The following is a 24,831-nucleotide window of genomic DNA, read 5'->3' as shown; positions in this document are numbered from 1 at the left end:
TGTCATGAAAAACAACAACCTTGCCAAATGGGTCATGGGCGGCATCGCGCTGCTGATTCTCCCGCTCATCCTCCAGTACTTCGGCAACGCCTGGGTGCGCATCGCCGACCTGGCCCTGCTGTACGTGATGCTGGCCCTGGGCCTGAACATCGTGGTCGGCTACGCCGGCCTGCTCGACCTGGGCTATGTGGCGTTCTATGCCGTGGGTGCCTACCTGTTCGCGCTGATGGCATCGCCCCATCTGGCCGATACCTTCACCGCGTTTGCCGCCATGTTCCCCAATGGGCTGCACACCTCGCTGTGGGTGGTGATACCGTTGGCGGCACTGGTTGCGGCGCTCTTCGGGGCGGTGCTCGGGGCGCCGACGCTCAAGCTGCGCGGCGACTACCTGGCCATCGTGACATTGGGCTTCGGTGAGATCATCCGCATCTTCCTGAACAACCTGGACCACCCCGTCAACCTGACCAACGGCCCCAAGGGCCTGGGGCAGATCGACTCGGTCAAGATCTTCGGCCTGGATCTGGGCAAGCGGCTGGAGCTGTTTGGCTTCGAGATCAACTCCGTCACGCTGTACTACTACCTGTTCCTGGTGCTGGTGATCATCAGCGTCATCATCTGCTACCGCCTGCAGGACTCGCGCATCGGCCGCGCCTGGATGGCCATCCGCGAAGACGAGATCGCCGCCAAGGCCATGGGCATCAACACCCGCAACCTCAAGCTGCTGGCCTTCGGCATGGGCGCTTCGTTCGGCGGCGTCTCGGGTGCCATGTTCGGTGCCTTCCAGGGCTTCGTCTCGCCCGAGTCCTTCAGCCTGATGGAGTCGGTCATGATCGTCGCCATGGTGGTGCTCGGCGGCATCGGCCACATCCCGGGCGTGATCCTGGGTGCCGTGCTGCTGTCGGCCCTGCCCGAAGTGCTGCGCTACGTGGCCGGCCCGCTGCAGGCCATGACCGACGGCCGCCTCGACTCCGCCATCCTGCGCCAGTTCCTGATTGCCGTGGCCATGATCGTCATCATGCTGATGCGCCCCCGTGGTCTGTGGCCTGCGCCCGACCATGGCAAGAGCCTCACGCAGAAGTCCTGAACACCACCGAAAGTTAGAACATGGCAGAGAAATCCAACGAAGTGGTGCTGAAGGTTGCCGGCATTTCCAAGCGCTTTGGCGGCTTGCAGGCCCTCTCCGACGTCGGCATCACGATTGAACGCGGCCAGGTTTACGGCCTGATCGGACCCAACGGCGCTGGCAAGACCACGTTTTTCAACGTGATCACCGGCCTGTACACCCCCGACGCCGGCACGTTCGAACTCGCAGGCAAGCCCTACGAGCCGACAGCCGTGCATGAGGTGGCGAAGGCCGGCATTGCCCGTACCTTCCAGAACATCCGCCTGTTTGCGGAGATGACGGCGCTAGAGAATGTGATGGTGGGCCGCCACATCCGCACCAAATCCGGCCTGCTGGGCGCGATATTGCGCACCAAGAGCTTCAAGGCAGAGGAGCTGGCCATCGCCAAGCGCGCGCAGGAACTGCTCGACTACGTGGGCATCGGCAAGTTCGCCGACTACAAGGCGCGCACCCTGAGCTACGGCGACCAGCGCCGCCTGGAGATCGCCCGCGCCCTGGCGACGGATCCCCAGCTGATCGCGCTGGACGAGCCCGCAGCCGGCATGAACGCGACCGAGAAGGTGCAGTTGCGCGAGCTGATCGACCGCATCCGCAACGACAACCGCACCATCCTGCTCATCGAGCATGACGTGAAGCTGGTGATGGGCCTGTGCGACCGCGTGACGGTGCTCGACTACGGCAAGCAGATCGCCGAAGGCACGCCTGCCACCGTGCAGAAGAACGAAAAAGTGATTGAGGCCTATCTGGGCACCGGAGGACATTGAGAATGGCCGAAAAATCCAACAAGGTACTGCTGCAGATCAAGGGCCTGAAAGTGGGCTATGGCGGTATCCAGGCCGTCAAGGGCGTGGACTTCGAAGTGCGTGAAGGCGAGCTGGTCTCGCTCATCGGCTCCAACGGTGCCGGCAAGACCACCACCATGAAGGCCATCACGGGCACGCTGCCCATGGGCGATGGCGACATCGAGTACCTGGGCAAGAGCATCAAGGGCAAGGGCGCCTGGGACCTGGTCAAGGACGGCCTGGTGATGGTGCCCGAAGGCCGTGGCGTGTTCGCGCGCATGACCATCACCGAGAACCTGCAGATGGGTGCCTACATCCGCAAGGACAAGGCGGGCATCCTGGCCGACATCGAGAAGATGTTCACCATCTTCCCGCGCCTGCGCGAGCGCAAGGACCAGCTGGCCGGCACCATGTCGGGCGGTGAGCAGCAGATGCTGGCCATGGGCCGCGCGCTGATGAGCCAGCCCAAGGTGCTGCTGCTGGACGAGCCCTCCATGGGCCTGTCACCCATCATGGTGGACAAGATCTTCGAGGTCGTGCGCGATGTGTACGCCCTGGGCGTGACCATCCTGCTGGTGGAGCAGAACGCCAGCCGCGCGCTGGCCATTGCCGACCGCGGTTATGTGATGGAGTCGGGCCTGATCACCATGACCGGGCCGGGCCAGGAGCTGCTGAGCGACCCCAAGGTGCGTGCCGCCTACCTGGGCGAGTAAGGGCTTGCCTGCGCCAGCAAAATGCCGTCCCTCGGGACGGCATTTTTCATGGAGAGGACGCAAGTCCTCCCGTTGCAGGTCAGTACTTGTACTGCACGCCCAGCGTCGTCATCTTCACGCCCGAGTTCTCATCCGAGAAGTGGAACTTGTGGCGCTCCCACTCCACCACGGCGGCCCATTGCTGGTTGAAGTTCCAGCGTGCGCCCACGCCGTAGGACAGCCCGAAGCCGCTGTCTTTGCCCGTCGCCACGCCCAGGCCCGAGAAGCCTGAAGTGCGCGTGCGGCCATAGGTGGTGCCGACCTTGCCGAACAGGTCGAACTGCTCGTTCAGCGGGGCGCGCCCGATCAGGCTCAGGTTGACGCCCTCGGCCTTGGTGGTGCCGCCCAGGCGGTGGGCCTTGCCGGCATTCAGGTAGCTCAGCTCCACGCCGGCATTGGGGTGGAAATAGCCCCCGGTGGAGAGTTTCCAGGCCGAGTCGGAGTCATCGAAGCCCAGGCCGGTGCCCGGCGGGCCGGCATTGAGGTCGTAGTTGGCGCGGCCGCCGCTCAGGCCGAAGTAGCCTTGCTGCGTATACGGAATGAAGGAATCGCGCTGCTTGGGCGAAGCGCTGCTGGTCTGTGCCTGCACGCCCGTGGCGGCGCAGGCGGCTGCAACCAGCCAGGGGATCAGGCGGAACGAGGATGGCATGGAAGGTGTCCTTGGAACGTGGGGAAATTCGGCGGGCAACGGATGCCCGCGGGGCGAACGCCCAATCTAAGGTGCTGCACCGACGCTTGCTGTAGGACGGAGGGTCTCCGGCGGGTAGGCCTCGCCCGGGGATGCCACCCCGGGCGAAGCCGCTGCCATCGACCCTGGGCCTGGTTGCAACGGCCCGGCGGTTAAACTCCCGGCAGTCACGTTGGCGTCATGGTTTTGTCATGGCACCGTCATTTCCAAGAAATCCGACCCCCCGTTCCAGGAGCCTCCCCCATGCTGTTTGCCAAGCTGTTGCCACGCGAAGGCAATTTTTTCGAAATGTTCAACCAGCATGCGGACCGCATCGTGGAAGCGGCCCGCGCCTTTTCGCAACTGGTGGCCAACTACAACGATCCCCACCTGCGTGACAAGTACAACCAGGATGTGGACAACGCCGAGCGCGCTGCCGACCGCGTGACGCACGAGGTCAACAAGGCCATCCACAAGACCTTCATCACCCCCATCGACCGTGAGCAGATCCACACGCTCATCAACACCATGGACGATGTGGCCGATCTGATCCAGGACTCGGCGGAAACCATGGCGCTGTACGACGTGCGCCACATGACGGACGAGATCACGCGCCTCACCGACCTGAGCCTCAAGTGTTGCGAGCGCTTGCGCGACGCCGTCAAGCTGCTCGACAAGATCGCCGACCCTGCCGTGGCCGAGGCCGCCCTCAAGACCTGCGAGGAGATCGACAAGCTCGAATCCGACGCCGACCGCGTGATGCGCAGCGCCATGAGCAAGCTGTTCCGCGAGGAGCCCGATGTGCGCGAAGTGATCAAGCTCAAGGCCATCTACGAGCTCCTGGAAACCATCACCGACAAGTGCGAGGACGTGGCCAACTGCATCGAGGGCATCGTCCTCGAGAACTCCTGATCGGCAGGGCCCAGCAGCATGGAAACCGTACAAGCAGCCCTGTGGGTTGTCGTTCTGCTCGTGGCGCTTGCGATCCTGTTCGACTTCATGAACGGGTTCCACGACGCCGCCAACTCGATTGCCACGGTGGTCTCCACCGGCGTGCTCAAGCCCGCGCAGGCGGTGCTGTTCGCGGCATTCTTCAATTTCGTGGCCATCTTCGTGTTCCACCTGAGCGTGGCCGCCACGGTGGGCAAGGGCATCGTGCAGCCCGGCATCGTGGACACGCACGTGGTGTTCGGCGCCCTGGTGGGCGCCATCACCTGGAACGTGATCACCTGGTACTACGGCATCCCCAGCAGCTCCTCGCATGCGCTGATCGGCGGCATCGTGGGCGCGGTGATCGCCAAGGCTGGCGCGGGCGCGTTGATCTCGGCCGGCATCCTGAAAACCGTGGCCTTCATCTTCGTCTCGCCGCTGCTGGGCTTTCTGCTCGGCTCGCTGATGATGGTGGCCGTGGCCTGGATCTTCCGGCGCGCCAGGCCGAGCAAGGTGGACAAGTGGTTCCGGCGGCTGCAGCTCGTTTCCGCAGGCGCCTACAGCCTGGGCCACGGCGGCAATGATGCGCAGAAGACCATCGGCATCATCTGGCTGCTGCTGATCGCCACGGGCTACGCTTCGGCCAGCGACGCATCGCCGCCCACCTGGACCATCGTGAGCTGCTACGTGGCCATTGGCCTCGGGACCATGTTCGGTGGCTGGCGCATCGTCAAGACCATGGGCCAGAAGATCACCAAGCTCAAGCCCGTGGGGGGCTTCTGTGCCGAAACGGGCGGGGCGATCACGCTGTTCCTGGCCACCACGCTGGGCATCCCGGTCTCCACCACGCACACCATCACCGGTGCCATCGTGGGCGTGGGCTCCACCCAGCGCGCCAGCGCCGTGCGCTGGGGCGTGGCCGGCAACATCGTCTGGGCCTGGGTGCTCACCATCCCGGCCAGCGCCTTTGTGGCGGCCATTGCCTACTGGGTGAGCCTGCAGTTGTTCTGAGTGCTCTGCAGCTCCATGAAGAAAGCCCTCCGGGAACTGTTTCCCGGAGGGCTTTTTGCGTTGTGGCGGATGCCTATTGCGAAATCTTGCGCGCTTCCTCGATCTGGTACTCGAAATAGCGCTGGAAGCTGAACGCCAGGCTGGCCATCAGCACCGTGGTGCCCATCAGCAGGGCCAGGACGATGGCGCCGATGGTGATCCACTGCGTCTGGCCGGCGGGCGCTTCCACCGGGGCGCTGGGGTTGTAGCGGGCATTCCAGCGTTCGGGCGTCATCAGGCCGTACAGGATGGCGCGCAGGGCGCAACCCGCGATCGTGAATCCCAGCAGGGGGATCAGGATCCAGCTGTAATGGTCGTCCTGCCCCAGTTGCTGCACGCGCTGGATGCCGTAGATCCCCAGTGCCGTGGGGATGGGCAGCAGCCAGCCCAGCATGTCCCCCATGCCGTGCAGGTAAAAGCGGTGCAGGCCCAGCGGGCCGCCCAGGAAGGCCAGCCAGGCAGCCAGTGTTTTGTTTTTCATGGGGGGATTATTCAGGCGAAGTGGTGTCGCCTGCGCCCAGGGTCTTTTCCATGAGCACGATGTCGCGCCAGGCGCCGAATTTCCAGCCCATGGAGCGCATCACGCCCACGTCCGTGAAGCCCACGGCGCGGTGCACGCCGATGGAGCCGGCATTGGCCGAATCGCCGATCACCGCCAGCAGCTTGCGCACGCCGGCCGCCTCGGCCTGCACCATCAGTTCGCTGAGCAACTGCCGGCCCAGGCCCATGCCGCGTGCGCTGTCGGCCACGTAGATCGAGTCTTCGGCCGAGAAGCGGTAGGCCGGGCGCGGCTTGAACCAGTTGGCGTAGGCAAAGCCCAGCACCTGGCCGTCCTGCTCGGCCACCAGCCAGGGCAGGCCCCGGCCCAGCACGTCGGCTCGACGGCCGGCCATGTCGGTTTCGGTGGGGGGATCGATCTCGAAAGTACCCGTGCCATGCAGCACGTGGTGGGCATAGATGGTGGTGATCGCGGGCAGGTCAGCGTCGGTGCTTGGACGAATAATGGGCATGGAATGGGGAATTGGATATAATCGCGGGCTTTGCAGCGTGTCGCTGGCCGGGTGGCCATGTCGCGTGTCTCAAGCGTTGCGAGAATATGGTTGCGAACACTGCGGCTTTCGGCAGGTATTGCCGGAACCCAACACCCGAAGGATAAATCATGGTCGTCATTCGACTTTCCCGCGGCGGCTCCAAGGGCCGTCCTTTCTTCAACATCGTCGTTGCTGACAAGCGCGTGCGCCGCGATGGCCGCTTCATCGAGCGCCTGGGCTTCTACAACCCCACCGCCAAGGAAACCGAAGAAGGCCTGCGCATTGCACAGGACCGCCTGACGTACTGGCAGAGCGTTGGCGCCCAGTCCTCGCCTACCGTGGACCGCCTGATCAAGCAAGCTGCCAAGAAGGCTGCTTAAAGCTCCCTGAAAAGGGCGGGTTCCGTCGGCTTGTCTGGCGGAACCCGCCCTTTTCCTATTTCCGAGACCCATTCCATGGCCACGAACCTGACCCTCGCACCCGCAGAACTGCCTGCCGACGCCGTCGAAGTGGGCCGCATTGCCGACGCCTGGGGTATCAAAGGCTGGTTCAAGGTGGTGCCCCACAGCAGCAACCCCGAGGCGCTGTTCTCTGCCAAAAGCTGGTACCTGCAGCCCTCCGAGCGCGGTGCCAAGACCTTCTCCGGCACGGTGCTGTTGCCGATTCGGCAGGCCAAGGACCACTCGGACACCGTGGTGGCCTGGGCGCAGGGCATCGACGACCGCAACGGCGCCGAGGCGTTGCGCGGCGCGCGCATCTTCGTGCCGCGCTCGGGCTTTCCGACCACCGCCACCGACGAATACTACTGGGTGGACCTGATCGGCCTGGCCGTCGTCAACCGCGAGGGCCTGGTCCTGGGTACCGTGCGCGAACTGCTGTCCACTGGCCCGCAGACCGTGCTGGTGCTCGAGTACGAGGAGGCAGGCAAGGTGCAGGAGCGCATGATTCCCTTCGTGGCCCATTTCGTCGACAAGGTGGAACTGCCCGAAAAGCGCATCACCGTCGACTGGCAGCCCGACTACTGAGCGACCGGTTGCGGTCCGCTGCGCACCATGCGCTTTGACATCATCACCCTGTTCCCCGAGCTGTTTGCGCCCTTTCTGGCCAGCGGCGTGACGCGGCGTGCCTATGCCGGTGGCCAGGTCGACGTACGGCTGTGGAACCCCCGCGACCAAGCCGAGGGCAACTACCGCCGCGTGGACGACCGGCCCTTTGGCGGTGGCCCGGGCATGGTGATGCTGGCCGAGCCGCTGGCGCGCTGCCTGGCAGCCATCCGCGCCGAGCGCGCCGAGCCTGCCGAGGGCCAGGCTCCGCTGGTGCTGTTTTCGCCCATCGGAGCGGCGCTCAACCACGCGGCGGTGGAGCGGTGGTCTGCCAGCACGGGCGCCGTGCTGTTGTGCGGGCGCTATGAAGGCATCGACCAGCGTTTCATCGATGCCCATGTGGACCTGCAGATCAGCCTGGGCGATTTTGTGCTCTCGGGTGGCGAGATTGCCGCCATGGCCCTGCTCGATGCCGTGGCGCGCCTGCAGCCCGGCGTGCTCAACGACGAGGGCAGCCACCAGCTCGACAGCTTCAACCCCGCGCTCGACGGCCTGCTCGACTGCCCCCACTACACCCGCCCCGAAGAGTGGGCGGGCCAGGCCGTGCCGGCCGCGCTGATGTCCGGCCACCACGCGCAGATCGAGCGCTGGCGGCGCGACCAGCGCCTGGCCATCACCGTGCGCCACCGCCCCGACCTGATCGCCGCAGCGCGCCAAGCGGGTCGCATCACGCCTGCCGACGAGGCCGTATTGGCCAAGTTGCGCTGACTTGTTATAATCAAAGGCTTTTCGATCCTCTGGCCGGCCGTTTTGCTGAGCAAACATGTGGAGCATGCAGGCTCCTGCCGTTTGTGCGAAACACTGAGACGTCAATCCCGACGCTGCCATTTTTGGCGCGGACATGATCGTTGGATGTAAAAATGAACTTGATTCAAACCCTGGAAGCGGAAGAAATCGCCCGCCTCAACAAGACCATTCCCGCATTTGCGCCTGGTGACACCGTCATCGTGAGCGTGAACGTGGTGGAAGGTACCCGCAAGCGCGTGCAGGCTTACGAAGGCGTGGTGATTGCCAAGCGCAATCGCGGCCTGAACAGCGGCTTCACCGTGCGCAAGATCTCCAGCGGCGAAGGCGTGGAGCGTACGTTCCAGACCTACAGCCCGCTGATCGCCGGTATCGAAGTCAAGCGCCGCGGTGACGTGCGCCGTGCCAAGCTGTACTACCTGCGTGACCGCAGCGGCAAGTCGGCACGTATCAAGGAAAAGCTGCCACAGCGCGTCAACAAGGCGGCTGTTGCCGCCGCCGCAGCAGCAGCTACTGCCGCCTGAGGACTGGACCCGTCCAGGCAAGCCGCTACAGCCAGCCTGTAGCGGCTTTTTGCATTGTGCCGCCTCACCAGCGTTCCCTTGGCCCCCTCATCCCGACTGCAGTGAAACCACCGATCAGCCCCGTGTCCTCCATCATCCCGCCCCTGTCCACGCTGCCCGATTTCGATCCGCGCAAGGTGCCCGTGGTGGGGGTGGATACGCACCTGGCAGCGGTGCCGCTGGCGGCCCAGACCCCCGAGGCGCTGCGCTTGCGCTTTGCGCACCCGCCGCAGTGGGAGCCCGAGGTGGTGCTGGAGCGCAAGTTCGCCCAGCGCGAGCCGGCCCATGCCTCGGTGCTGCTGGCCATCGTCCTGCGCGAGCAGCCCATGGTGCTGCTGACCGAGCGCACGGCGCATCTGTCCACGCACTCAGGGCAGATCGCCTTTCCCGGTGGCCGGGCGGACCCCGAGGACGCCACCCCGGCCGACACCGCGCTGCGCGAGGCCTTCGAGGAAGTGGGCCTGGAGCGCCAGTACGTGGAGGTGTTGGGTTCCTTGCCCATCTACGTGACGGGAACCTCCTTCATCATCACGCCCGTGGTCGCGCTGGTGCAGCCCGACTGCGTGCTCACACCCAATCCCTACGAGGTGGCGGATCTGTTCGAGGTGCCGCTGGCCTTTCTGCTCGACCCGGCCAACCACCAGCGCCACCGGCTGGAGTGGGAGGGCGTGGCCCGCGAATGGTTCTCCATGCCCTACCAGGACGGTGAGAAGAACCACCACATCTGGGGCGCCACCGCCGGCATGCTGCGCAATTTCTACCGCTTCATGCAAGCCTGACCTTATTGGTGCACGGCGGCATGCAGCGCCAGTATCATTGGCGACCATGAGTTTCTTCGCCATCCTGTTCGCTCTGCTGATCGAGCAGGCCCGCCCGCTGGCCCGCAGCAACCCCATCCATGCAGGCCTGCGTGCCTGGGCTCTGTCGGTAAGCCGCAATTTCGACGCCGGCAAGTCGCACCACGGCTGGGTGGCGTGGGGCCTGGCGGTGCTCGTCCCTTCCCTGGTCGTGCTGGCCATCCACTGGCTGCTGCTGTGGGGGCTGGGCTGGCCGTTCGCCGTGCTCTGGAGCGTGGCGGTGCTGTACGTCACCCTCGGTTTCCGCCAGTTCAGCCACCATTTCACCGGTATCCGCGATGCGCTGGAAGAAGGCGATGAAGACGCCGCCCGCGAGCGCCTGGCCCATTGGCAGCAGGTGGACGTGGGCCTGCTGCCGCGCAGCGAGATCGTGCGCCACGTGATCGAGTATTCGGTGCTGGCCGCCCACCGCCACGTGTTCGGTGTCCTGGCCTGGTTTTCGGTGCTCGCGGCGTTGGGTCTCGGCCCCACGGGGGCGGTGCTGTACCGGTTGGCCGAATTCGCCTCGCGCTACTGGCATTACCGCCAGCGCATGGGCGCCCAGCCCGCGAGCGAATCGCTGCAGCGGGCTTCGGCCCAGGCCTGGACGGTGATCGACTGGGTGCCTGCGCGCCTGACCGCGCTGAGCTTTGCGGTGGTGGGCAGCTTCGAGGAGGCCATCGAGGGCTGGCGCTTCCATGCCCAGCGCTTTCCCAATGACAACGATGGGGTGGTGCTGGCGGCTACTGCCGGGGCCATCAACGTCCGGCTGGGGGGCGAGGCGCTCAAGGCCCGGTCGGTGTTGCATACGCCGCAGGGGCTGGAGATCGATGCTGATATGGGGGACAGTGACTCCACCCCTGGGCGGGAGCCTGAAGTCGGGCATTTGCGCAGTGTCGTGGGGTTGGTTTGGAGGTCGGTGGTGGTGTGGATGCTGCTGCTGGCTTTGCTGACGTTGGCTCGGTTGTTGGGCTGATCTCGGGTCTCTCCTCGGGTTTTCGCTGGCTGGCAGGCTTGTTTGTGCGGCATGCCTGTGCTGAGTGCGGAGGCCGGGATGTGCGCCCGGCGGCGCACCTACTTGTCTTTTGCTTCGCCAAAAGAAAGTAGGCAAAGAAAAGGCGACCCCCAGTCTGCGTCCCTTCGCTTCGCTGCGGGCAACCTGCGATGCTCGGATCTGGGGTGGGCGTCGCTGAACTCGCTGCGTTCTTCGAACTCCGCTCAGACAGCAGCGACGAGCTAGACAACGAAGTGCGTGTGTCCTTCGGCACACGCACCCACCCCAGCCCCTGCGCTTCTCGGCGCAGCCAGCAGGGGTGGGGAGCGGGGTCAAAAACGGCTGCTGCTTCGCAGCTGCGCCGGGGGTCGGTTCGCGCTGCGCGCTGCCGACGCCGATGCGCAGCGAAGGCGCAACGGGCCGAGCAAAGCAATGGCCCGTATGGAGCCCGCTCCCACCCCCTTCTGACCGTGCCGAGAAGCGCAGGGCCTGGGGTGAGCGCGTGCCGAAGGACACGCGCCTCGTTGTCTGGCTCGCCGAAGCTGTTTGACCGGAGCTGCCTCGCAGAGGCAGCGCAGGGAGTTCTTCGGCGTCACCCCAGGACCGAGCATCGCAGGCTGCCCCACTTGCCGCCAGGCGAGTGGGGACACGGGCAGCGGGGTCGCCTTTCTTTTGGGTACTTTTCTTTGGCGAAGCAAAGAACAAGTACCTCGGCCGCGGGGCCGAGACCCGGCTTCCGCCTTCAGCAAAGACATGCGGCTAAAAAAAGCACTGTGCCGCCGGAAGCGCACCCCGGCTTCCGCCGCCAGCACACAGCAGAAGCAACCAAGAAGCCGAAACTTCAATACCGCGTATGGCTCAACTCAGCAAACAGATCCCCATAGATCCGGTACCGGTTCTCGCTGATCCCATCATCCGCAGGCCCGCGCTTGACCGCATCGATCACCCCACAGCCCGGCTCGTGCAGATGCGTGCAGTTGTAGAACTTGCAATCCGTGGCATGCGCCGCGATGTCGGGCATGCAGGCCGCCAGCTGCATGGGTGCAATGTGGTGCAGGCCGAATTCCTGGAAGCCCGGCGAGTCGATCAGCGCCGTGGTGCGCTCCTTGTCCATCCAGTACCAGTGCGTGCTGGTGGTGGTGTGCTTGCCGGAGTTCAGCGCCTGCGAGATCTCATTCGTGAGTACCGTGGCGCCGGGCACCAGGAGGTTGATCAGGGTGCTCTTGCCCGAGCCTGACGGGCCCAGCACCAGTGTGATCTTGCCCTTGAGGTGCTCCATCAGCAGGGCCCGGTCCACGTCGCTCGACAGGCGCAGCGACAGCGGCAGCACGCCGTAGTGCTTGCCTGAACCCATGTGGCGGTAGGGCAGCAGCCGCTCCCAGGCCCGTGCGAAGGGTTCGACCAGATCGCTCTTGTTGAGCGCGATGATGGGTTGGATGCGTGCCGCCTCGGCCGCGATCAGTGCGCGCGAGAGCTGGCTTTCGGAGAACACCGGTTCCGCTGCAATCAGGATCAGCACCTGGTCCAGGTTGGCGGCAAACGACTTGGTGCGGATCTCGTCCTGGCGGTAGAACAGGTTGCGTCGCTCCTTGACCTTTTCGATGGTGCCTTCCTCGCCCTGGCCGGGTGGGGGTGCCTGCCAGAGCACATGGTCGCCCACCACGGCCTGGCTCTTCTTGCCGCGAGGATGGCAGATGCGGCGCTCCCCATCGGGGGTTTCAACCATGCAGTGGCGCCCGTGGCTGGCGACCACCGTGCCTTCCATGAGGGCGCTGCGCTCAGCCATGGTGTTGCGGCCTCATGAGGAAGTGACCAGTGCGTCGAAGCGCGTGGCGCATTCGAAGTCGGTGCTGGAGATGCCTTTCACGTCGTGCGTGTTCAGGCGCACCACGCAGCGGTTGTAGTGCACCGACAGGTCGGGGTGGTGGTCTTGCACGTTGGCCACGAAGGCCACCGCATTCACGAACGAGATGGTCTCGTGGTAGTTGGCGAAGTAGTAGGTCTTCTCGATGGCCACGTTGGCGCCATCGCCGGTCAGGCTCCAGCCCTCCAGCTTGGCAAGCTGGGTGACCACTTCGGTCGCCGTCAGCGCGCGGCGCGTGATGGCCGACCAGTCTTTTTTCTTGAGCATCGAGGAGGGGGCTGTCATGGGGTCAGAGTCGGTGTGTGCATGCGTGCCAGCCGTTCGGTGGCAGGCGGGTGTGAATAGTAGAAACTCACGTAGAGCGGGTCTGGCGTCAGCGTGGAGGCGTTGTCCTCGTACAGCTTGAGCAGGGCCGAGGACAGATCCGCACCACTGGCCTGGGCGACGGCATAGGCGTCGGCCTGGAATTCATGGCGGCGCGATTGCCGTGCGAAGAGCGGGGAGATGAAGAAGGTGAACACCGGCACGGCCAGCATGAACAGCAGCAGTGCCAGGGCATCGTTCGGGGCGGACGCCACACCCGCGTCGAGCGAGATGCTGGGCCGCACGCCCAGGCCCGTGTAGAACCACACCTGGTTGGAGAGCCAGCCCAGCAGCGCGAAGCCCGCCAGGCTCATGGCGAACAGGCCCACAATGCGCTGGATGATGTGGCGGTGCTTGAAGTGCCCCAGTTCATGGGCCAGCACGGCTTCCACCTCGCCGGGCGCGAGCTGGCGCAGCAGCGTGTCGTAGAACACCACCCGCTTGGCCGCGCCAAAGCCCGTGAAGTAGGCGTTGGCGTGCGCGCTGCGGCGGCTGCCGTCCATCACGAACAGGCCCTTGGCCGAGAAGCCGCAGCGCTGCATGAGGGCGGTGACGCGTGCCTTGAGCGACTCGTCTTCGAGTGGCTGGAATTTATTGAACAGCGGGGCGATGAAGGTCGGGTAGACCACCATCAGCAGCAGGTTGAAGCCCATCCAGAAGCCCCAGGCCCACAGCCACCACATCGGGCCGGCAGCCCCCATGAGCCACAGGATCAGCGCCGCGATGGGCAGCCCGATGAGGGCGCCCACCAGCAAACCCTTGAGCGCGTCGGCCAGCCACAGGCGCAGCGTCATCTTGTTGAAGCCAAAGCGCTCCTCCACCACGAAGGTCTGGTACAGCGAGAGCGGCAGGTCGATGAGCCCGCTGATGGCCGCAAACGCCGCCAGCAGGGCGAGCTGCTGCCACATGCCGCCGCCCAGCACGGCGAGCAGGGCCTGGTTCAGGGCATCCAGGCCGCCAAGCAGCGTCCAGCCCAGCAACACGGCGGCACCGAGTGCCATTTCCAGCAGCCCCAAGCGTGCCTTGGTGATGGTGTAGTCGGCCGCCTTCTGGTGCGCGGCCAGGGGAATGCGTTCGGCAAACGCCGCTGGCACGCTGGCACGGTGGCCTGCCACGTGGCGGATCTGCCGGCTGGCCAGCCAGAACTTGAGCGCCAGGCCGATGACCAGGGCCGCGGCAAAGGCCAGCGTGAGCAGCATCGAGGGGGAGAAGTCTTCTGTGTTCGGCATGTACCGGGGAGTTTAGGGGATAGGAGACAATGCGCGCCATGTCAGAAGCCAACAACCCCACCCCCGCAAAGCTCGCCAAATCGGACCAGAACCTGGTCTGGCTCGATTGCGAAATGACCGGCCTGGAGCCCGACACCGACCGCCTGCTGGAGATCGCCGTGGTCGTGACCGGTCCCACCCTGGAGCCCCGCGTCGAAGGCCCGGTGTTTGCGATCCACCAGTCGGACGAATTACTCAATGGCATGGATGCCTGGAACAAGGGTACCCACGGCCGCAGCGGCCTGATCGACAAGGTCAAGGCGTCCACCGTGACCGAGGCCGAGGCCGAGCAGCAGATCATCGCCTTCCTCGCCCAGTACGTGCCCAAGGGCAAGGCGCCCATGTGCGGCAACAGCATCGGGCAGGACCGGCGCTTTCTGGTGCGCTACATGCCCAAGCTGGAACAATTTTTCCACTACCGCAACGTCGATGTGAGCACCCTCAAGGAACTGGCCAAGCGCTGGAAGCCCGAGGCCTACACCAGCTTCAAGAAGGCGCAAAAGCACACGGCCCTGGCCGACGTGCATGAATCCATCGACGAGCTCGCGCACTACCGCCAGCACCTGCTGTCGGTGGAGGTGAAGTAGATCTCCTAGGCGCTCGGGTTCCCTTCCCGGTCATGGGAGGGGCCGTGCGGCTTGCAAGTTTTCGAAGTTGAGGGGTATTGCGGGGAAACCCTTAATCGTGCCATAATCGCTGGCTGCGCAGGAATCCCTCGCAGATTGTGCATCTCCCCTCACACACCGGGCTTGCCAGCCGACTGTCCAAGACAGTGCAGGACTGGCGAATAACGCCCACCCGCCTTGACCTTCTGAGTCAGCGCAGGTTTCGTTTGATGGTTGATGTTTTTTAACCATTTAACGAAGCCAACCGTGGGCTCCGCCTGCGGCCGTCTTCGTGAGAGAAAAATCATGACCGACACCTCCTTGGTGCAGGGCGAATTCGCGCCTGCCGACACTTCCTTTGCTGCCGACATTTCCGTGCAGTCCTCCCCCCTCGACGCCGTGGTGGAATCCGCCGCTGAAGCCGATGCCGCCGTGACCGCCGAACCCAATGGTTTCGTGGAACTGGGCCTGGCCCCTGAACTCGTGCAGGCCGTGGCCGACCTGGGCTACACCCAGCCCACCAGCGTGCAGCTCAAGGCCATTCCCCTGGCCATGGGCAGCGATGCCTCGAAGTTCATCGACCTGATGGTCTCCAGCCAGACCGGCTCGGGCAAGACCGCCGCCTTCCTGCTGCCCGTGCTGCACACGCTGATCAACCAGCAAGCCGCTGCCGAAGCCGAAGAACGCGCTGCCTTTGATCGTTCCGTGGCCGAAGCCGCCGAGCGTGGCGAACCTGCTCCCAAGCGCGCCAAGCGCAAGGACCCCACCAGCTCGCGCAACTTCAAGGCCGCCACTCCTGGCGCCCTGATCCTGTGCCCCACGCGTGAACTGGCGCAACAGGTGGCGCACGACGCCATCGACCTGGTCAAGCATTGCCGTGGCCTGCGCGTTGCCAACGTGGTGGGCGGCATGCCTTACCAACTGCAGATCGCCAAGCTGCAGAACGCCGACCTCGTGGTCGCCACCCCCGGACGCCTGCTGGACCTGCAGCGCTCGATGCAGATCAAGCTCGACAAGGTGCAATTCCTGGTCGTCGACGAAGCCGACCGCATGCTCGACCTGGGCTTCTCGGACGACCTGGCCGAACTGAACCAGCTGACCAGCCAGCGCAAGCAGACCATGATGTTCAGCGCCACGTTCGCGCCGCGCATCCAGCAACTGGCCATGCGCGTGATGCACGACGGCGGTTCGTCGGTGCAGAAGGTGACCATTGATTCTCCACAAGAGAAGCACGCCAACATCAAGCAGATGCTGTACTGGGCCGACAACGCCCAGCACAAGCGCAAGCTGCTGGACCACTGGCTGCGTGACACCACGATCAACCAGGCCATCGTTTTCGCCAGCACCCAGGTGGAGTGCGACGGCCTGGCCAACGACCTGCAACAGGAAGGCTTCTCGGCCGTGGCACTGCACGGTGCCCTGAGCCAGGGCCTGCGCAACCGCCGCCTGATGGCGCTGCGCGCCGGCCAGGTGCAGATCCTGGTGGCGACCGATGTGGCTGCCCGCGGCATCGACGTGCCCACGATCACCCACGTGTTCAACTTCGGCCTGCCCATGAAGGCAGAGGACTACACCCACCGCATCGGCCGTACCGGCCGTGCCGGCCGCGACGGCCTGGCTGTGACCTTCGCCGAGTTCCGCGATCGCCGCAAGATTTTCGACATCGAAAGCTACAGCCGCCAGCAGTTCAAATCGGAAGTGATCGCCGGCATGGAACCCACGCAGCGCTCGCCCCAGGCACCGCGCGGTGGCGACTTCGGCGGTGGCCGTGGTGCCCCAGGCCGTTCGTACGACAACCGTGAAAACCCATCGCGCGGCCGCTTCAATGGCCCCGCACGTGGTAATGACCGCGGTGGCAACGACCGTGGCGGTTTCGGTGGTGGCTTTGGCGGCGGCTTTGCCGGCCGTGGCAGCGACAACCGCGGCGCCCCCCAGGGTGGCGGCCGTGAAGGTGGCTACCAGGGTGGCAACGGTGGCGGCGGCTACGGCGCTCCCCGTGAAGACCGTGGCTTTGGTGGTGGCGCTCCCCGCCGCGATGCCGATGGCTATGGCCGCAAGCCAGGCTTTGGTGACGCGGGCCAGGGCCGCTTTGCCCCCCGTGCCGACGCCGGTGCACCGCGTGGTGACTTTGCTCCCCGCAAGCCCGCATTCTCCAAGCCAGCCGGCGCTGGCGGCGCCAAGCCGTTCGTGGCCCACGACGCACGCAAGCGTCCTGCCCGTCCTGCACGCTGATCACACAGACACCCTGGTCTGAAGGTCATGAAGGGCTGGCACCGCAAGGTGCCAGCCCTTTTTTGCGTCGGCAGATTGCACAGGCCCGGTTTTCCCTGGCCATGTCGTCAATAATTGCCCACGGAGGAAATTGTCGTGGTGTCATCTCTATCCTCGGGGGCCGACTACGAGCACATGTTCGAGTTGACGCCCGTGTCGTTGTGGCTTGAGGACTTCAGCGAACTCAAGCAGCTGTTCGACGGCTGGCGCGCGCAAGGGGTGACCGATATCCGCGCGCACCTGTCCGAGGACCGGGCCCGCCTGCGCCAGTGCAGCGCATCGCTGCGCGTCCTGCAGGTCAACCGCCGCACACTCGAGCTGTTCTCTGCCAACAGCCTGGAGCACCTGGTCGCCAACCTGGACAAGGTCTTTCGCGACGACCGGCACGACACCGCCGCGCACGAGCTGGCGCAGCTGTGGGACGGGCAGCTGGAGTTCTCCAACCAGACCGTGAACTACGCGCTCGATGGCCGGCGCCTGGACGTGCAGGTGCGTGCGCGCATCCTGCCCGGCCACGAGCACGACTGGAGCCGCGTGCTCGTTTCGCTCGAAGACAACACCGTGCAGTTCAACGATGCGCGCCGCATCCAGCGCAGCGAGCAGTACGCGCGCGACCTGTTCGAGCATTCGCCCGTGTCGCTGTGGGTCGAGGACTTCAGCGCGGTCAAGAACCTGCTCGATGGCGTGCGTGCCCAGGGCATCGGCGATTTCAAGACCTTCCTCAAGGTGCACCCGGACTTCGTGGCCCGCTGCATGCAGGAGATCCGCGTCATCGACGTGAACCAGCAGACCTTGCGCATGTTCGGTGCCTCCAGCAAGGAGATGCTGCTCAACAGCATCGGCCGCGTGTTCCGGGGCGAGATGCACGAATCCTTCGGCGAACAACTGCAGGACCTGTGGGAGGGCAAGACCTTCCAGCAGCGCGAGGTGGTGAACTATTCGCTCTCGGGCGATGCGGTGAACATCCACATGCAGTTCTCGGTGCCCGACAGCCACCGGCACGACTGGGGCCTGGTGCTGCTGTCGCTGGTGGACATCACCGCCCGCAAGAAGGCCGAAGCCTACCTCGAGTACCTGGGCAAGCACGACGTGCTGACCCAGTTGCGCAACCGCGCCTTCTATGCCGAAGAGCTCAACCGGCTCACGCGCAAGGGGCCCTGGCCGCTGTCCGTCATCGCCATCGACCTCAACGGCCTCAAGGTCGTCAACGATGAGCAGGGCCATGCGGCCGGTGACTCCATGCTGCGCCGCGTGGGCGAGGTGCTGGCCAAGGCCGTGGATGCCCCGGCCTGTGCGGCACGCATCGGTGGCGACGAGTTCACCGTGCTGCTGCCGGGCACCGACGAGCGCGGCGCCCTGGCATTGCAGGAGCGCATCATCTCCATGCTGGACCTGAACAACCAGTTTTACCCCGGCCAGCACCTGAGCCTGGCCATGGGTATTGCCAGCTGCCAGTCGGGCGATGCAGTGGAGGCGACCATCAACCGTGCCGACCAGGCCATGTACGCGGAAAAGAACCGCTACTACCAGCAAAAGAACATCGACCGCCGGCAACCGGGGTCGTGATGCCGGAGCCGGTGCTGGGGCGGGTCAGAGATTGATGGGCATGCGGCCGATGTCGGGCCAGCGGTGGTGCAGGTAGATCCAGGCGAGCATGCCGATGCCCATCATCAGCAAGGATGACAGGGCCAGCAAAATGGTCGAATGCATCACCAGCGGGGCGATCACGCCCGCCACCAGCCCGTTGGCCGTGGAACCCACGAAGGCCTGCATCGATGAGGCCATGCCCCGCCGCTCGGGGTACAGGTCCAGCACCAGCAGGGTCACCACCGGCACCATGAGGGCCCAGCCAAAGGCAAACACCGCAATCGGCAGCAGTGCCCACCAGGCATGCGGTGGGAACAGCAGGTTGGCCGCCAGGTTCAGCACCGCCACCGTGAACATGATCAGAAAGCCGTGGCGGATCTGCCGCTTGGGCGGAATGCGCCCGGCCAGGCGCCCGCTGAGCCAGGCCCCGCCCATGATGCCCGAGATGGTGAGGATGAAGAACCAGAAGAACTGCGTGGGTGCCAGCGACAGGTGATCGCCCAGGAAGGCGGGCGCCGACAGCACGTACAGGAACATGCCATTGAAGGGCACACCGCTGGCCAGCGCCAGCAGCACGAAACGCGCGCTCGAACCCAGCTGCACGTAGCCCTGCATCAGGTGGCGCACGTTGAAGGGCTGGCGCTGCTCGATGTGCAGCGTCTCGGGCAGCAGCCGGTAGTTGGCCGTCCACAGCACCACGCCCACCAGGGTCAGGAACCAGAAGATGCTGTGCCAGCCGGTGTGCACGAACAGCCAGCCACCCACGATGGGCGCGATGGCCGGGGCCACGCCGAAATAGATCGTGACCTGGCTCATCACCTTCTGGGCCTGGGCGGGCGGGAACATGTCGCGGATCACCGCCCGCGAGACCACGATGCCCGCGCCTGTGGACAGGCCTTGCAGCGCACGGAACACCACCAATTGCCCGATGGTCTGCGACAGCGCGCAGCCCGCCGATGCCAGCGTGAACACCGCGATGCCCCAGAGGATCACCGGCCGGCGGCCGAAGCTGTCGGCCAGCGCGCCGTGGAACAGGCTCATGAAGGCAAAGCCGAACAGGTAGGCCGACAGCGTCTGCTGCATCTCCACCGGCGTGGCGCCCAGCGCCGCCGCGATACCCGAAAACGCCGGGATGTAGGTGTCGATGGAGAACGGCCCCAGCATGCCCAGCACCGCCAGCAGCACCGCCAGGGCCCAACGGGGTGCTTTCCAGAGCAGATGGGCTTGTGGGTTCATGCGGGAGGAGCCGGGAGTTCGTGAGGGGTGCGCCGCAGGCGGGCAGGAAAGAGGCCCCGACGCTTGGCGGGCTCTCCGACCGATTATGCGGGAAGCGGCGGCCTGCGGCACTGTGCCAGCGCAATCCCTGCACCAGATTGGGGCTGCCCGGCCGGTACCCAGGCGCAAAGCGCCCCAGGGCACCGATGTATCAGTAGGTATACGGAATCCACTCTCCGTTGCCCGACTTCATCATGTACTTGCCGGCGGCGTTGCGCATCACGATCACGTCCGCGTTCTCCGAGACGAAAGGCGTCGTCTCGGGCGCCTTCACGCGCTCGGCCAGGGGGCGGGCCGATGCGGCATAGGGGCTGTCGCTGAGCAGATCACCCAACAGCGTGAACAGGCCCAGGTAGCTCATGGGCTGGTTCACCACCACCGGCGCGGCGGGCGGCGCGTCCGCAGCCTTCTTCATGCCGACCAGCTTCACGGCGGCCGGCACGAGGGTGATGCGCGGGCCCGGGATCTCGCGCATGCCCGAGATCTGGATCTTGTCGCCGCGCAGCGAGGCGCCGTGCTCGGGCACCAGCACCACCACCACCGGGCGGCCAGCGGTCTCCAGCTCCGTGATGAACTTGTCGAAGTCGGCCATCAGCTGCACCAGGCGCGGCTTGTAGGTATCGAGGCTGCTGCGCGAGCTCATGCCCGGCACGCGGTTGCCATCGTGCAGCGAGATGGTGTTGTAGTACATCGCCACCGGCGCGCCGCCGCTCTGGGCGCTGCGCTTCTTCCACCACTGCGACAACAGTGCGTAGTCGTTGTAGATCGGCGAGCCATCGAAATTCTGCATGTGCACCGGCGCATCCTGGTTGCGCTGCAGCTTGCCGGCCAGGCCCCCGCGCTGCTCCAGCGTGTGGGCGAACTCTTCGTAGAGGCCATCATGGTTCAGCAGGCCCGCCGTCTGGTAGCCCAGTTTTTCCAGGTTGGGGAACACGTAGCACTGCGGATCGATGCCCTCGTAGAGCTTCTTGTGCGGCGTCTGCCCGCACGAGCCGTGCAGCACCCGCAGCGAGGCCGGGCCGCTGTAGCTGGCCGCGCTGTTGAAGTTGGTGAACAGCACATCGAAGCGCTGCAGCAGCGGGTGGTTGCGCTGGCCCACGAACTCCATGTCGTCCCAGGACAGCGAGCACACGTGCAGCAGGATGATGTCGAAGGGGGGCGTGCTGCCCGCGGCCGAGGTGAACTGCAGGCGTTTCTGGCCCTCGCTGGCGTAGAACTTCTGCAACAGGGCATCGGGGTCCGAGGCATCGGCCGGCTGCGTGCCATCGCCCTGGCTGGCCAGGGTGCCGCCGGCTTCATTTTCCTGGGCCTTGTGCTCCTGGATGGCCGCCACCAGCGGTACGCTGAGGATGCCGGCCAGGGCGAAGGTGGCAAAGCGCACGCGGCGCGCCAGCGCTGCGTACAGGAACAGTCCGGCAATGGCCAGCACCAGCGCCGCAGGATTCACCAGCCGTGTGGCCAGCTCCAGCCAGTAGTCTGCGCTGAAGCCGGCCAGCGCCTTGAGCTGGGAGAGCACGCGTGCCGGCGTGGGCAGGTAGGAGTCGTGGTAGAGCAGCGCCAGCGCCGCCGGCCAGGCCAGCACCGCGCGGGTGCGCCGCAGCAGCCGGTGGCCGATGGGTGGCAGCAGCGCCAGCCACAGCAGCAGGTTCAGCCACCAGTTGAAGCCGATGTAGCCGGTGAAGGTCAGGCCGACCTTGGCCAGGAAATACAGGTTCCAGTAGCTCATGCACGCAGCCTCTGTTGCCCGCGCTGGCCACCCAGCGGCCAGCGGGCCTTGGCGGCATCCACCAGCGATCCCCAGAATTTGCGGTAGCCCAGCACCCCCAGCTGCGCGATCTCCTGCAGGCCGTGCAGGGGGCGGTCGGTGTCATGGCTGTCGTTCCACTCGCGCCAGGTGTCGGGGCGCGCGAAGGTGCACTGCACCAGGTCAATCTGTTGTTCGCGGGTCATGGGGTCGAATTGCAGGCCCGTGGCGCTCTGGCCCCGGTGCAGCATGATGGTGGCAGGGAAAGTGCATTCGGTATCGCCGCGCCACAGGCCCACCTGGACCTGCTCGCCCACGGTGAGCTGCGTGCCTTGCGGCAGCTGCAGGCCCACGCCGGTCATCGAGAAATCGGTGCACACGGCCGTCAGCACGCTGCCGTCGTCCTGGTACAGGGTGGCCTGCAGCTGCGTGGACACGCGGTGCATGCGGCGCACCTGGCGTGCCTCGGAGGCCACGCCCAGCGCGGCGCCCAGCATCAGGATGCTGTAGGTGGTCCACAGCAGGTTCAGCAGCACCGTGGCCGTCTCCTCGGTGTTCCAGAAGAACAGGCGCATGAGCCCCATGCCGAAGGCGGCGAAGTTCAGGAGCACCAGCACCGTGTAGGGGCGCGAGATCACCCAGTCGAAATAGGGCTGGTCCACCAGCCCGCCCTTGGCCGTGACGTTGAACTTGCCCAGGCGCGGGTTGATCAGCGCCACCGTGGTGGGCAGGGCCACGTACCAGGCCAGCACCGTCTCGTAGACCTCGGCCCAGAAGGTGTGCCGGTGCTCGCCCTGCACGTGGGCGTTGGCGATGTTGGACTGCAGGATGTAGGGCAGCACGTACAGCGCGATCATGATGGCGCCAGCGTTGATGATGTGCCACTCGAAGAACAGGAAAGCCATGGGCGCGGTGAGGAACACCAGCCGCGGCAGCCCGAAGAAGAAGTGCACCATGGCATTGGCATAGCAGATGCGCTGCCACAGCGTGAGCCCCTTGCCCGTGAAGGGGTTGTCCACGCGGAAGATCTGCGCCATGCCGCGCGCCCAGCGGATGCGCTGGCCCACATGGGCCGACAGGCTCTCGGTGGCCAGGCCGGCGGCCTGCGTCTCGTTGATGTAGGCCGTGGTGTAGCCGCGCCGGTGCAGCTTGAGGGCCGTGTGCGCGTCCTCGGTCACCGTCTCCACGGCGATGCCGCCCACTTCCATCAGCGGGCCACGGCGGATCACGGCGCAGGAGCCGCAGAAGAACGTGGCGTTCCAGAAATCGTTGCCGTCCTGGATCAGGCCGTAGAACAGCGCGCCCTCGTTGGGCACGCGGCGGAAGGTACCCAGGTTGCGCTCGAACGGGTCCGGCGAGAAGAAATGGTGCGGCGTCTGCAGCATGGCGCACTTGGGGTCGCGCTGGAACCAGCCCACGGCGGTGGTCAGGAAGGAGCGCGTGGGGATGTGGTCGCAGTCAAAGATGGCGACCAGCTCGCCGTCCGTCTTGGCCAGCGCGTGGTTCAGGTTGCCGGCCTTGGCATGGTTGTTGTCGGGGCGCACGATGTAGCCCACGCCCATGGACTCGGCGAACTCGCGGAATTCCTCGCGCCGACCGTCGTCCAGGATGAAGACCTTGACCTTGTCCTTGGGCCAGTCCAGCGCCATGGAGGCCAGCACCGTGGTGCGCACCACGCTCAGTGGCTCGTTGTAGGTGGGGATGTACACATCCACCGTGGGCCACGATGCCGCCATGCCCTGCAGTTCGGCCGGGCGGCGGTGCAGCGGCCAGGCGGTCTGGATGAAGCCCAGCACCACCACCAGCCAGGTGTAGGCCTCGGCGGCCAGCAGGCCATAGCCGAGGAAGGACTCGATGACCGAGTCGAACTCGATGGACGAGGTGATGCGCCACCAGGCATAGCGGCCCATGGCCAGCAGGCTGATGGCGGCAAGGGCCAGCGACGGGTAGCGCCCGGGCAGGCGGCGCAGCACCAGCGACAGGCTCCAGCACAGCAGCATGAACAGGGTCTGCCCGAACCAGTTGAAGGGCGTGGTCATCACGACCAGGCCGGCCACCATGCCCACGGCCAGCACGGCCCAGCGCAGTCCGGGGATTTCCAGGGCAGGGGACAGCACCTGGTCGGCCAGGCGCATGCCTTTTCCCACATTGACGTGGGCGGCCAGGCGGTCCATGGCGCGCAGGAACAGCCGGATCGGCCAGAACACGGCGGTCAGCAGCAGCGCCAGGCCCTTCCAGCCCCAGCGCAGCACGAAGCCGAGGCCGGCAAACAGCCAGTGCAGCGGCTGCAGCAGCCAGGGCAGCAGGGCGCGCTCCGGGGTGGCGGGCAGCACCACGCAGCGCCACAGCCACATCCACCAGGGGGCACCGGGCGCCACTTCGAGCTGGCGCGCCAGCCAGGCCCACGCCAGGCGCAGCCGTGCGCGCGCTTCCTGCGCTCGCGGGGTGTCAGCGGGCAGGGCCGCGCTGGTATCGGTTTGCGCAGTCATGGGCGGCTGGCTCCAGCCACCAGCATCGACGAGGGCGCCTGGCGCTGGCCGGTGAGCCAGTTGCACACGCCCTGCAGGTCATGGGCAGACTGGGCTTGGGGCGCGAAACTGTGGACGCACATCGCGCGTGCCAGCGCGCGCGGGATGTTCTCGTCTTCGTGCAGCGTGTAGGGAATCAGCTGTTCGCCCCATTGCTGGCGCAGCGTCTGCAGGGCCTCGCGGTGCGAAATGCGGCGCGGGTCGAAGCGCGTCACCAGCACGCCCTGGTCGGCCGGTGCCGCTGCGGCCTCGTGCAGCATGGCCTGCACCCCGGCGGGGTCGGCGCAGGCGCGGGCAGAGGCTTCCAGCGTCACCAGCACCACATCGGCACAGCGCAGCGCTGCCTGCGCCAGGGGCGATGGCCACGCGGGCGTGTCCAGCACCACCGTGCAATCGTCGGGCACGTCGAGCAGTTCCAGCTGGTCCAGCAGCCAGCGCGGTTGCGCCTGCAGTTGCCGGTGCAGGGCTTCGATGGCATCGGGCGGCGCCTTGCCGAAGGGCAGCACGCTGACGCCGTCCGTGTTGTCGAAGCCGCCATCGGCCCACCACTGGCCCGCCGCTGCCAGGGGCGCCCAGCCCAGGGCACTGGGCTCTTGCATGCCCAGGTGCCTGGCGAGCAGGTTCTGGGCACACAGTTCCACCGCCAGGCAGGGCTGGCCCTGGCGCGCCAGGAGCGTGGCCAGGTGGGCGGCCAGGGTGGTTCGCCCCGATCCACCGAGCGGCGATACGATGGCAATCACGCGCATGCAGG

General features: G+C 65.8%; 24 protein-coding genes. 14 read left to right on the top strand and 10 right to left on the bottom strand.

Annotated elements, in window-relative coordinates; all coding sequences use genetic code 11:
* Positions 1 to 4: 4 nt before the first annotated feature.
* From ACSQ3Y_RS27250 to ACSQ3Y_RS27240, 3 genes are read left to right on the top strand one after another with little or no spacing between them, the layout of a single operon-like run.
* Positions 5 to 1,084, top strand: a complete 1,080-nt coding sequence (locus ACSQ3Y_RS27250; RefSeq protein WP_179681707.1) for an ABC transporter permease subunit — start codon at positions 5 to 7, stop codon at positions 1,082 to 1,084.
* Between the two features lie 20 nt (positions 1,085 to 1,104).
* The gene (locus ACSQ3Y_RS27245) at positions 1,105 to 1,887 is read left to right on the top strand and encodes an ABC transporter ATP-binding protein (protein WP_057201996.1); all 783 of its coding nucleotides are present in this window, start codon (positions 1,105 to 1,107) and stop codon (positions 1,885 to 1,887) included.
* Between the two features lie 2 nt (positions 1,888 to 1,889).
* On the top strand, positions 1,890 to 2,618 hold the full coding sequence (locus ACSQ3Y_RS27240) for an ABC transporter ATP-binding protein (RefSeq protein ID WP_057201997.1): 729 nt from the start codon (positions 1,890 to 1,892) through the stop codon (positions 2,616 to 2,618).
* A gap of 79 nt (positions 2,619 to 2,697) precedes the next feature.
* On the opposite strand, the gene ACSQ3Y_RS27235 is transcribed toward ACSQ3Y_RS27240, so the two are convergent.
* Positions 2,698 to 3,306 carry an outer membrane beta-barrel protein gene (locus tag ACSQ3Y_RS27235; RefSeq protein WP_305742144.1) on the bottom strand — a complete coding sequence of 203 codons (609 nt, stop codon included), beginning with the start codon at positions 3,304 to 3,306 and terminating at the stop codon, positions 2,698 to 2,700.
* A 282-nt stretch (positions 3,307 to 3,588) separates the two neighbouring features.
* Here ACSQ3Y_RS27235 and ACSQ3Y_RS27230 point away from each other — a divergent pair, with 282 nt between their 5' ends.
* Positions 3,589 to 4,236, top strand: a complete 648-nt coding sequence (locus ACSQ3Y_RS27230) for a DUF47 domain-containing protein (RefSeq protein ID WP_057201999.1) — start codon at positions 3,589 to 3,591, stop codon at positions 4,234 to 4,236.
* 18 nt (positions 4,237 to 4,254) lie between these two features.
* Complete coding sequence (locus ACSQ3Y_RS27225) at positions 4,255 to 5,265, top strand: inorganic phosphate transporter (RefSeq protein ID WP_057202000.1); 1,011 nt, start codon at positions 4,255 to 4,257, stop codon at positions 5,263 to 5,265.
* Between the two features lie 73 nt (positions 5,266 to 5,338).
* Here ACSQ3Y_RS27225 and ACSQ3Y_RS27220 read toward each other — a convergent pair whose 3' ends face one another.
* Both ACSQ3Y_RS27220 and ACSQ3Y_RS27215 read right to left on the bottom strand, forming a co-directional pair.
* Positions 5,339 to 5,785 carry a TM2 domain-containing protein gene (locus ACSQ3Y_RS27220; protein WP_057202001.1) on the bottom strand — a complete coding sequence of 149 codons (447 nt, stop codon included), beginning with the start codon at positions 5,783 to 5,785 and terminating at the stop codon, positions 5,339 to 5,341.
* Between the two features lie 7 nt (positions 5,786 to 5,792).
* On the bottom strand, positions 5,793 to 6,314 hold the full coding sequence (locus ACSQ3Y_RS27215; protein WP_436179456.1) for an N-acetyltransferase family protein: 522 nt from the start codon (positions 6,312 to 6,314) through the stop codon (positions 5,793 to 5,795).
* A 149-nt stretch (positions 6,315 to 6,463) separates the two neighbouring features.
* Between ACSQ3Y_RS27215 and rpsP the strand changes: the two genes are divergently transcribed.
* From rpsP to ACSQ3Y_RS27185, 6 genes are all read left to right on the top strand, one after another.
* Complete coding sequence (gene rpsP, locus ACSQ3Y_RS27210) at positions 6,464 to 6,715, top strand: 30S ribosomal protein S16 (RefSeq protein ID WP_007859791.1); 252 nt, start codon at positions 6,464 to 6,466, stop codon at positions 6,713 to 6,715.
* 75 nt (positions 6,716 to 6,790) lie between these two features.
* Positions 6,791 to 7,360 (top strand): ribosome maturation factor RimM, encoded by a 570-nt coding sequence (gene rimM, locus ACSQ3Y_RS27205; protein WP_057202003.1) that lies wholly within the window; start codon positions 6,791 to 6,793, stop codon positions 7,358 to 7,360.
* 27 nt (positions 7,361 to 7,387) lie between these two features.
* Complete coding sequence (gene trmD, locus ACSQ3Y_RS27200; protein ID WP_436179455.1) at positions 7,388 to 8,146, top strand: tRNA (guanosine(37)-N1)-methyltransferase TrmD; 759 nt, start codon at positions 7,388 to 7,390, stop codon at positions 8,144 to 8,146.
* A gap of 152 nt (positions 8,147 to 8,298) precedes the next feature.
* The gene (gene rplS, locus ACSQ3Y_RS27195; protein WP_057202005.1) at positions 8,299 to 8,706 is read left to right on the top strand and encodes a 50S ribosomal protein L19; all 408 of its coding nucleotides are present in this window, start codon (positions 8,299 to 8,301) and stop codon (positions 8,704 to 8,706) included.
* A 122-nt stretch (positions 8,707 to 8,828) separates the two neighbouring features.
* Positions 8,829 to 9,524, top strand: coding sequence for a CoA pyrophosphatase (locus ACSQ3Y_RS27190; protein ID WP_235516186.1), 696 nt, complete (start codon positions 8,829 to 8,831; stop codon positions 9,522 to 9,524).
* Between the two features lie 46 nt (positions 9,525 to 9,570).
* Positions 9,571 to 10,557: a CobD/CbiB family protein gene (locus ACSQ3Y_RS27185; RefSeq protein ID WP_436179454.1), complete on the top strand. Its 987-nt coding sequence runs from the start codon at positions 9,571 to 9,573 to the stop codon at positions 10,555 to 10,557.
* 859 nt (positions 10,558 to 11,416) lie between these two features.
* Here ACSQ3Y_RS27185 and rsgA read toward each other — a convergent pair.
* Genes rsgA through ACSQ3Y_RS27170 form a run of 3 tightly spaced genes read right to left on the bottom strand, consistent with a single transcriptional unit; the run spans position 11,417 to position 14,031 of the window.
* A complete protein-coding gene (gene rsgA, locus ACSQ3Y_RS27180) occupies positions 11,417 to 12,361 on the bottom strand; it encodes a ribosome small subunit-dependent GTPase A (protein ID WP_057268378.1) in 945 nt (314 codons plus the stop codon).
* Between the two features lie 12 nt (positions 12,362 to 12,373).
* A complete protein-coding gene (locus ACSQ3Y_RS27175) occupies positions 12,374 to 12,724 on the bottom strand; it encodes a 4a-hydroxytetrahydrobiopterin dehydratase (protein WP_436179453.1) in 351 nt (116 codons plus the stop codon).
* Complete coding sequence (locus tag ACSQ3Y_RS27170) at positions 12,721 to 14,031, bottom strand: M48 family metallopeptidase (protein WP_057268379.1); 1,311 nt, start codon at positions 14,029 to 14,031, stop codon at positions 12,721 to 12,723. The genes ACSQ3Y_RS27175 and ACSQ3Y_RS27170 overlap by 4 nt, the downstream gene beginning before the upstream one ends.
* A gap of 38 nt (positions 14,032 to 14,069) precedes the next feature.
* Between ACSQ3Y_RS27170 and orn the strand changes: the two genes are divergently transcribed.
* The 3 genes from orn (at position 14,070) to ACSQ3Y_RS27155 (ending at position 18,512) form a co-directional block, all read left to right on the top strand.
* The gene (orn, locus tag ACSQ3Y_RS27165) at positions 14,070 to 14,657 is read left to right on the top strand and encodes an oligoribonuclease (protein WP_427999627.1); all 588 of its coding nucleotides are present in this window, start codon (positions 14,070 to 14,072) and stop codon (positions 14,655 to 14,657) included.
* Positions 14,658 to 14,981: 324 nt separating this feature from the next.
* Positions 14,982 to 16,907, top strand: coding sequence for a DEAD/DEAH box helicase (locus ACSQ3Y_RS27160; RefSeq protein WP_057268380.1), 1,926 nt, complete (start codon positions 14,982 to 14,984; stop codon positions 16,905 to 16,907).
* A gap of 135 nt (positions 16,908 to 17,042) precedes the next feature.
* Positions 17,043 to 18,512, top strand: coding sequence for a sensor domain-containing diguanylate cyclase (locus tag ACSQ3Y_RS27155; RefSeq protein WP_200961107.1), 1,470 nt, complete (start codon positions 17,043 to 17,045; stop codon positions 18,510 to 18,512).
* A 24-nt stretch (positions 18,513 to 18,536) separates the two neighbouring features.
* Here the strand turns inward: ACSQ3Y_RS27155 and ACSQ3Y_RS27150 are convergent, their stop codons facing one another.
* From ACSQ3Y_RS27150 to bcsQ, 4 genes are all read right to left on the bottom strand, one after another.
* Positions 18,537 to 19,769: a multidrug effflux MFS transporter gene (locus ACSQ3Y_RS27150; RefSeq protein WP_436179452.1), complete on the bottom strand. Its 1,233-nt coding sequence runs from the start codon at positions 19,767 to 19,769 to the stop codon at positions 18,537 to 18,539.
* A gap of 190 nt (positions 19,770 to 19,959) precedes the next feature.
* Positions 19,960 to 21,534, bottom strand: a complete 1,575-nt coding sequence (gene bcsG / locus ACSQ3Y_RS27145) for a cellulose biosynthesis protein BcsG (RefSeq protein ID WP_436179451.1) — start codon at positions 21,532 to 21,534, stop codon at positions 19,960 to 19,962.
* On the bottom strand, positions 21,531 to 24,041 hold the full coding sequence (bcsA, locus tag ACSQ3Y_RS27140) for a UDP-forming cellulose synthase catalytic subunit (RefSeq protein WP_436179450.1): 2,511 nt from the start codon (positions 24,039 to 24,041) through the stop codon (positions 21,531 to 21,533). Before bcsA ends, bcsG begins: the two co-directional genes overlap by 4 nt.
* Complete coding sequence (gene bcsQ, locus ACSQ3Y_RS27135; RefSeq protein ID WP_436179449.1) at positions 24,038 to 24,826, bottom strand: cellulose biosynthesis protein BcsQ; 789 nt, start codon at positions 24,824 to 24,826, stop codon at positions 24,038 to 24,040. The genes bcsA and bcsQ overlap by 4 nt, the downstream gene beginning before the upstream one ends.
* Positions 24,827 to 24,831 lie beyond the last annotated feature (5 nt).

Origin of the sequence: Acidovorax sp. LjRoot66 (assembly GCF_964253305.1) — a bacterium.
Taxonomy (GTDB): domain Bacteria; phylum Pseudomonadota; class Gammaproteobacteria; order Burkholderiales; family Burkholderiaceae_C; genus Acidovorax.
This window is presented reverse-complemented; position numbering and strand designations above follow the sequence as displayed.